7 protein-coding genes are annotated in these 8,884 nt (G+C 48.2%); all 7 read left to right on the top strand.

The features are described from left to right. Positions 1-211: 211 nt before the first annotated feature. Complete coding sequence (locus A8O23_RS08400) at positions 212-1,480, top strand: porin (RefSeq protein WP_066619581.1); 1,269 nt, start codon at positions 212-214, stop codon at positions 1,478-1,480. A 186-nt stretch (positions 1,481-1,666) separates the two neighbouring features. After that, positions 1,667-2,659, top strand: a complete 993-nt coding sequence (locus tag A8O23_RS08405) for a PstS family phosphate ABC transporter substrate-binding protein (RefSeq protein ID WP_066619446.1) — start codon at positions 1,667-1,669, stop codon at positions 2,657-2,659. A 190-nt stretch (positions 2,660-2,849) separates the two neighbouring features. Beyond that, positions 2,850-3,725 (top strand): phosphate ABC transporter permease subunit PstC, encoded by an 876-nt coding sequence (gene pstC / locus A8O23_RS08410; RefSeq protein ID WP_066619449.1) that lies wholly within the window; start codon positions 2,850-2,852, stop codon positions 3,723-3,725. Then, positions 3,718-4,575, top strand: a complete 858-nt coding sequence (pstA, locus tag A8O23_RS08415) for a phosphate ABC transporter permease PstA (protein ID WP_066619452.1) — start codon at positions 3,718-3,720, stop codon at positions 4,573-4,575. The genes pstC and pstA overlap by 8 nt, the downstream gene beginning before the upstream one ends. A gap of 19 nt (positions 4,576-4,594) precedes the next feature. Next, the gene (gene pstB, locus A8O23_RS08420; RefSeq protein ID WP_239693369.1) at positions 4,595-5,344 is read left to right on the top strand and encodes a phosphate ABC transporter ATP-binding protein PstB; all 750 of its coding nucleotides are present in this window, start codon (positions 4,595-4,597) and stop codon (positions 5,342-5,344) included. Positions 5,345-5,500: 156 nt separating this feature from the next. Further along, a complete protein-coding gene (phoU, locus tag A8O23_RS08425; protein ID WP_066619464.1) occupies positions 5,501-6,214 on the top strand; it encodes a phosphate signaling complex protein PhoU in 714 nt (237 codons plus the stop codon). A gap of 192 nt (positions 6,215-6,406) precedes the next feature. After that, positions 6,407-8,794, top strand: a complete 2,388-nt coding sequence (locus A8O23_RS08430; RefSeq protein WP_082882958.1) for an endonuclease — start codon at positions 6,407-6,409, stop codon at positions 8,792-8,794. Positions 8,795-8,884 lie beyond the last annotated feature (90 nt).

An 8,884-nucleotide genomic window follows, 5' to 3' on the forward strand; every position in this document is an offset into this window, starting at 1 on the left:
ACACTCACACCTCTTAACAATTACTTAACATACCAATAACATTGAGGCAATATTATCCCTCTACTTTTGCACTAGAATAGAAAAGTAATTGCCTGCTGACTACAGACAAAACCGCTCTTTTCTTAAACAAAACGTTTAGTACATATAAACGGCAACATTGAGACTGACTACCTCAATGCTCCGCAAAAGAATTTTCAATTTCATTTTGCTTATGTTCTCACCCATAAACAAAAGAAAGCCTGGCTCCCTATTGGCTATAGGCTTTGTTTTAGTATCCTCGGTACTGTTACATGCACCAATTGCCAGCGCTCAAAACGTGGTTGTCCCCGACACTGTGAATACTTCTTCTGCACCTGCTAAGCCGGCAAAAGACAAATGGTATGACAAAATCTCTTTGAGAGGCTACGTTCAAATCAGATACAACCGCCTGCTGGAAACAAACCCGCAGCTCAAGACTGATTATGACAAATCTGTCGGAGACAAAGGCGGCTTTTTAATTAGGCGGGCACGTTTAGTTTTCAGCGGTGACATTCATGACAGGGTGTACATGTACATTCAGCCAGACTTGGCCTCGTCTCCATCCGGTAGCCCTTCTTTGCACTTTGTACAGCTCCGCGACGCGTACTTTGACATAGCTCTTGACAAAGAAAAAGAATACCGCCTTCGGATTGGCCAAAGTAAAATTCCGTATGGTTTTGAGAACATGCAGTCTAGCCAGAACCGCCTGACCCAAGACCGAAACGATGCGTTGAACAGCGCCCTGCCTAACGAGCGGGACTTAGGTCTGATGTTTTACTGGGCCCCAGCTCACATAAGAGAAAGATTTAGGGAGTTGGCCAGCAGAAATTATAAAGGCTCTGGCGATTACGGCGTGTTTGGCCTGGGAATCTATAACGGGCAAACTGCCAACCGACCCGAAGCAAACAACAACCAGCACGTAGTTGCTCGCCTAAGTTACCCCTTCGCTTTTCAGAACGGGCAAATCATAGAGCCAGGCATACAGGCTTATACTGGCTTGTACACCGTAACCTCAGACCAATTGAGCAGCTCCACTATAAAGGGAGGAGATTTTATTGATCGCCGTGTAGCCGCCAGTTTTGTGCTTTACCCGCAGCCGTTTGGCCTGCAGGCAGAGTACAACGTGGGCGAGGGCCCAGAATTTGACCCTGAAACTAATACCATACAAGTAAAACCGCTGGAGGGAGGTTATGTGCAAGCCATGTATCTCATCAATGCCGCCGACCAAACCTTCATTCCTTTCGTTAAGGTACAGTACTATGAGGGCGGAAAGAAAGCCGAAACAGATGCCCGTCACAGCAATGTGTATGAAACGGAAGTAGGATTAGAATGGCAACCGCTGTCGGCGTTTGAACTGGCTGCCCAGTATACTATTTCTGACCGTACTACCCAAGATGGCCGAAACCTTTACAACCGCCAGCACGGCCAGCTCTTGAGGCTGCAGGCGCAGTTTAACTTTTAACCAGTGGCCGCCCGCGCCCCCATTATGAGCGGTAATCAGCAACGTCTAACTTAACTAAAATCACAGGCTCTATAAAATTACAACCAGGGCTCCAGAGAAATTTACTATTTAACCCATTACCCTAGGCCCAGGCAGCCTATACACCAATTGCCCAATGTTCATAGACAACGCGAATTACAATTCATTATGAAAACCAACACTTCAGTTCTCACTCAATTAAAAGCAACGTTGCTGGTATGCGGCACTTTGTTTCTGGCCTCTTGCGGAGGCAATTCTAGTGAATCCGGCGGTACCGGAAGCGACTTAACCGGAAGCATTCAGATAGATGGTTCCTCTACCGTATTCCCTATTACCGAGGCAGTAGCCGAGGAATTCAGAGCCGAGGCTCCAGATGTGAAAGTTACCGTAGGGGTATCTGGCACCGGCGGTGGCTTCAAGAAGTTTGTGCGCGGCGAAATAGACATCAACAACTCTTCCCGCTCCATTAAAGAAGAAGAGGCAAAGCAGGCCCAGGAGAACAACATTTCTTACCTTGAACTGTCTGTTACTTATGATGGGCTTACCGTGGTGGTACACCCAGAAAACAACTGGGCTACCAGCATGACAGTGGAAGAGTTGAAGAAAATCTGGGAACCGGCTGCCCAAGGCAAAATCAAACGCTGGAACCAAATCCGCCCGGAGTGGCCTAACGAAGAAATTCACTTGTTTGGCGCCGGTGTTGAGTCAGGTACCTATGATTACTTTACGGAGGCTGTGGTAGGCAAGAGCCACGCCAGCCGCGGCGACTACACCGCTTCTGAAGACGACAACGTGTTGGTACAGGGCGTGTCAACAGACAAAAACGGCTTAGGCTTCTTTGGGTACGCGTATTATCTGGAGAACAAAGACAAATTGAAGGCTATTACCATTGACGACCAAAACGACGCGAACGGCAAAGGCGCTATCATGCCTAGTGTAGAAACCGTAAAAAATGGAACTTATGCTCCTCTTTCCAGACCGTTGTTCATCTATGTGAACTCCAAAGCAGCTGCCAGACCAGAAGTGGTGAAGTTCATTAACTTCTATTTAGACAACGCCAGTGAACTAAGTAGCGAGGTGGGCTACATCCCGCTTCCGGCCGAAGAGCTTCAGAAGCAGAAGCAGAAGTTCAACGACTTTGTTACTGGTCTTAAAAAGTAAACGGTAAGGCAAGTTCCGCCTGCTGTTTTAGGCTTGTTTCTAGAAAAACAGCCCTAAAACAGCAGGCGGGTCTTCTCCCCTACAAAGTTTGCCACGTTAATAGCACTATCTCTGTCAGCCCATTTTATTTTACAGACCTGGCCTTTGGTAGCCGCCGCTACAGTTGTGCCAGGTATAACACACCAGCGGTTTGAAAGCATCGGAGAAAATTATTGAGTTCTTGCTGTGGCTCGCAGCCGCCATCACAATTCTCATCACTGTGGGGATTATATGGGTGCTGCTATCGGGTTCGCTCCCGTTCTTTCAGGAGGTTTCTATTGTAGAATTCCTGACGGCCAAGCAGTGGACGCCCCTTTTTGCGCAGAAGCGCTTTGGCATTATGCCGTTAGTGGCGGGCACTTTCCTGACTACCGCCATTGCCATTGCCGTGGCTTTGCCCATTGGCCTGACTATTGCCATTTACTTGAATGAGTATGCCCCCAGCCGCCTGAAACGCACTATTAAACCATTACTGGAGATTTTGGCTACCATTCCAACAGTAGTCTATGGGTTCTTCGCCTTAACAGTGGTCACGCCGTTTTTGCAGAGCTTTATTCCTGGTCTGGCTGGTTTTAACGCCTTGTCGCCCGGTATAGTCATGGGTATTATGATCATCCCCATGATTTCCTCATTAAGCGAAGACGCCATCAGTTCGGTGCCTAAGTCTTTGCGCGAGGCTTCTTACGGCATGGGTTCTACCCGCTTGCAGACGGCTTTCAGGGTGATGGTGCCGGCGGCCAGCTCAGGTATTATTGTGTCCGTGATTCTGGCTATCTCCAGGGCCGTGGGCGAAACCATGATTGTAGCCATTGCCGCCGGTCAGCAGCCACGCCTCACGCTTAACCCTTTGGTGCCTGTAGAAACCATTACCACCTATATTGTGCAGGTGAGTTTAGGTGATGTGCCGCATGGCTCATTGGAGTACCGCACCATTTTTGCGGCGGGTATTGTGCTGTTCATTTTCACCTTTGCGCTGAACAACCTCAGCTTCTGGATCAAAAAGAAATATCAGGAGAAGTATGACTAATTCTACCCGCAACCGCATCAAAGACAAAGCCTTCCAGTTCTTCGGCATCTTTTGCATGCTCATTGGGCTGGTGTTTCTGGGGGCGCTTCTAGTTGACATCATCACGCGTGGTCTTGGCCGCATTGACTGGGATTTCCTGACTAGCCTGCCCTCCCGCCGCGCCAGCCGTTCAGGTATTCTCACTGCCTGGGCGGGCACCCTCTGGATTCTGCTCCTGACCAGCCTCATCGCGTTTCCGCTGGGTATTTCGGCGGGTGTGTATTTAGAGGAGTATACCAAGAAAAGCAAACTGTCTTCTTTCCTGGAAATCAACATTGCAAACCTGGCGGGCGTACCATCCATTATCTACGGTTTGTTGGGCCTTGAGGTATTTGTGCGCCAGATGCAGATGGGTGCCAGCTTATTGGCCGGAGCCTTGACCCTTTCATTGCTGGTGTTGCCCATTGTCATTGTAACCACCCGTGAGGCCCTGAAAGCAGTTCCACCCAGCGTACGGCAGGGCTCCTTTGCCCTTGGTGCCACCAAGTGGCAAACTACTTGGCGGCAGGTGCTGCCGGCATCTTTTGGCGGTATTCTAACGGGTGTTATTCTGGCGCTTTCACGAGCCGTGGGCGAAGCCGCTCCGCTAATTGTGGTGGGTGCCTTGGCCTATGTGCCTTTTGTGCCCTCCTCACCCAATGATGAGTTTACCGTGTTGCCCATTCAGATCTTTAACTGGACCTCAAGACCACAGGCCGAGTTCCTGGTGAATGCAGCGGCGGCCATCATTATGTTATTATTCATCACCTTCCTGCTCAATGGCGTAGCCGTATACCTGCGCAACAAACAGCAGAAAAAAATAAAGTGGTAAGCGAATGAGCAAAAAACCTATCAAGGTAGAGGCGAAAGATGTGAACGCCTACTACGGCGACTTCCACGCCATTAAAGGCATTAATATTGCCATGGAAGAGAATACTGTCACGGCCTTTATTGGCCCGTCTGGTTGCGGTAAATCTACGTTCCTCCGCATTTTCAACCGCATGAACGATTACATTGATGGTTTTAAAACCGAAGGAGAGATTCTGCTGGACGGCCAAAACATCTACGCCAAAAACGTTCAGGTAGACGAACTCCGCAAGAAAGTGGGCATGGTGTTCCAAAAACCAAACCCTTTCCCTAAAAGCATCTACGAGAATGTGGTGTATGGCCTGAAGATTCAGGGTGTGTCTAATAAAGCAGCCTTAACAGAAGCCGCCGAAAGAGCGTTGAAGCAAGCCGCGCTCTGGAACGAGGTAAAGGACAACTTGAACAAATCAGCCCTGGCTTTGTCTGGGGGGCAGCAGCAGCGCTTGTGTATTGCCCGTGCTTTGGCTATTTCGCCGTCGGTGCTTTTGATGGATGAACCGGCCTCCGCTTTGGACCCTATCTCCACGGCTAAGATTGAGGAGCTCATTCATGAGCTGAAAGAGCAGTACACCATAGTTATTGTGACCCACAACATGCAGCAGGCGGCCCGGGTAAGTGACACCACTGCTTTCTTCTACATGGGTGAACTGGTGGAGCATGCCAAAACCAAAACCATGTTCACCAACCCCAAAGACAGCCGTACCCAAGACTATATTACGGGCCGGTTTGGTTAATATTCTTTTCCACCCCTCTGTTTTTGGCCTTTTTTCTGAAAATCAGGCCGAAAACAGAGGTAAATAGTTGCAGTTGGCGCGTTTTGTTCTTCTAAAAGTTCAGAAAAAGCGTTATTTTACATTTACTCCCTCACAACAACAGAAGAAATCTCTCACATGAATCACTTAGAAAAAGAGCTCCTAAGCATAAAAGAAAAGGTACATGAAATGTGGAGCCTGGTGGAGTTTCAGATGCTGGCCGGAAAGGAGGCCTTGCTGAGCGGCGACAAAGAACTGACCAAGAAAATCATAAAATCAGGCAAGAAGGTCAACAATTTTGACATAAAGATTGACCGCATGTGCGAGAGCATCTTTGCCCTGTACAACCCAGTGGCAATTGATTTGCGCTGGCTCATGGCCATTTTAAAAATAAATGCCAACATTGAGCGCATTGGTGACTCTTCTGAGGGAATTGCCCAGTTGATAAGAGAGGCCGGCCACCCTGTTGACCCTGTTCTGCTGGAAAACACGCGGGTACTGGAAATGTATGAAGCCGCTGAAACCATGCTTGCCGAGGTGCAACGCGCATTCCACGAGGAAAATACGGAGCTGGCCAGGGAGATAATTAAAAAAGACAAGCTGCTGAATAAGATCCACGCGCAAACTGATAAGGTTATCATCACCTATATTCAGGCTAACCCTGAGAAAATTGCCCAAAGCCTAAAGGTTTCCGGCATCATTCGTAAGTTAGAGCGCATTGGCGACCAAATCACCAACATCGCCGAGGAAATCATTTTCTATGTAGACGCCAAAGTGGTGAAACATAAACAGAAAGCCAAAAAGAAGAAAAAGAAGAACGGAGGCCAAACTCCGCCACCTGAAAACAATTAACACAAAACCCTGAGACTGTACTCAGGGTTTTGTGTTAATGAACAATTCCACACACAGAAATTGATTCAACATAGGTCTTCCGACTATGTATAACAATACTTAAAAGATTAAGTATTTATTCAGGAAAGAGGCTGGTTTCTTACTTAAAGCCATTTAGCCTTTGTACCTTTGCATTTTCAAACCAACCACTTCATGAATAAGCATTTACGTTCCCTATTAATGCTGTTTTTGGTTACCTTGGCAGGCTTCTCCTCTGCCTTGGCCCAGACAGCACCTCCCTCAAATCTTAGCGGCACAGAATTACGGGCATGGCTACGCCAGAACTGGTATGAAGGCAAGCGCCAAGTCTTGAGCTATAGCTACGCCCGTGGCAAAATGTACAACTACATAGATAATTATAACAACAAGGTAGAAGGCGTTTACTCTGGCTATGAGCAGCCTTTCCAATACAGCGAAACCAATACCTCTACTTCTATTCCCAACATCAATTGTGAGCACACGGTGCCACAGTCTTGGTTTGATGAAGCGGAGCGCATGCGTACTGATATTCACCACCTCTTCCCTACGGTAATTCAGTGGAACAGTGACCGGGGCAGTGATCCTTTCGCGGAGATCCCGGACAGTCAAACACAAAAATGGATAATCAACCTCACCTCACAAACCTCTATTCCTACCACCAACATTGATGCGTATAGTGAGGATACCAATTCCCAGTTTGAGCCTCGCGAAGTGCACAAAGGCAACGTAGCCCGTGCCATCTTCTATTTCTACACCATGCACGAGGGCCAAAGATTTGATCCAGGCAAGGGAGTACCCAGCGCCGTGGGCGACATGCAGACCCTGTATCAGTGGCACCTGCAGGATCCGGTAGATGCCCGTGAACTGGAAAGGAACAACAGAATTCAGCGGGTACAGGGCAACCGTAACCCGTTTATTGACTATCCTGAATTGGTAGCCAGCGCATGGGGCTTTACCCCAGTAAACTGCTCTCCTGCTACCCAGGTTAGTCAGCTTTCACTGACGGAGGCCACTCAAACTTCTTTTAAAATAAACTGGACAAACGGCAGCGGTAACAGAAGATTAGTAGTGGTGCGTGAAGGCTCTGCCTCTGCTTTCTCACCATCTGGCAGCTATTCCACTGGCGTGAACTCAGATTTTTCACAGGCCACAGACCAAGGTAACGGACATAAATTAGTATACGCCGGCACTGGCAATTCTGTAACCGTTACAGGCCTTACCGCCAACCGTACGTACTATGTGCAAGTTTTTGAATACTGCAGCACAAACAACACCTATAATACTACAGGTGCTCCAGCTGCACAAGTAACGTTGCCAGATTATACTTGCTCCGGTGTTCCTAGTCAAAGGGTATCAGGTTTGACTACTTCTGAAGTGGGCACCGGCGGCTTTACCCTATCGTTTACCTCGGGCAACGGCGACGGAAGATTGGTGCTGGTAAGAGAAGGAAGCGCTCCAACCGCCACTCCACAAGCAGGCACCTCTTATACCAACGCCAACCTGAATTTCTCCAGTGCCCCAGCGCTTTCAGACGGCTCTAAGGTGGTCTACATTGGCTCCGGCAACAGCATTAGTGTAATTGGTCTTAAGTCAAATACTGAATATTATGCAGTGGCTTTTGAAAGCTGCTCTAATGGTTGGCAATACGGCACAGGTAGCACTGCCCTGTCAATACGCACGGAACAGGTTGGCGGCAACTTACCTTCTGGCGTTGTGGCCCGCCAAGATTTTGAGCATGGAGCCGATGACGGCTGGGCTGTCACTTCAGGCTTTAGCAGCTCCTCTGACAACAGTGGCTATCCTGACAACCAACGTATTGCCAGCGGCACAAAATCTTTCCAGCAGATTCCTCCTGCCACAGGCGTAACCACCACCAACCTGGTATTTGAGAGCATCAACACAACCAATTATAACAATCTAGCCGTTGAAATTTTTAATAGCTCTGTTTCTATAAGCACTGGAAACGGTATGGATGCCGGCGATTTTGTTGAAGCATATGTTGCATTGAACGGGGCAGATTTCTCTGCCACGCCAGATGCCAAAATCACGGCAGGCAGCGCAGCTAACGTACGGTACGGCATGAACGGCACAGGAGTAGTAGAGACCACCGCTGGTACGCCTGTCACAAAGACAATTGCCCTTACCGGCGATATTTCTGGGGACGAAGCTCCTTCCCGTATTATTGTTCGTATCCCGAACGGCACCACGTCTGTACAGCTTAAAATTGTGGTACAAAACAATGCCACAAATGAGGTTCTAAACATTGATGATGTAACGCTTTATGGTACCTCGTCTGTTACAGGTGTACCGCAGGCGCTGGAAGATCAGCTGCAAGTTTACCCCAACCCAACAACTGGTGTCTTCACTGTTAAAACACCGTCTTCATTGAAAGTGTTAGAGGCGTCTGTTTACAACAGCGTAGCGCAAAGAGTGGCTACTCAGAAGACCTCAAGCGCTAAAAACTCAGTTACGTTCAACTTGCAGCACCAACCCAAAGGCATCTATCTGGTTCAGTTAAGAACAGATAAAGGCACAGTGGTACGCCGTTTACTAGTACAATAGAATATAAAGTTTGCGTTTATAGGCTAAATTTTATCAAAAACCAGCCCCTAAAAAACAGAAAAAGGCACCTATTATGGTGCCTTTTTCTGT

This window comes from Rufibacter roseus (assembly GCF_001647285.1).
Lineage (GTDB): Bacteria > Bacteroidota > Bacteroidia > Cytophagales > Hymenobacteraceae > Nibribacter > Nibribacter roseus.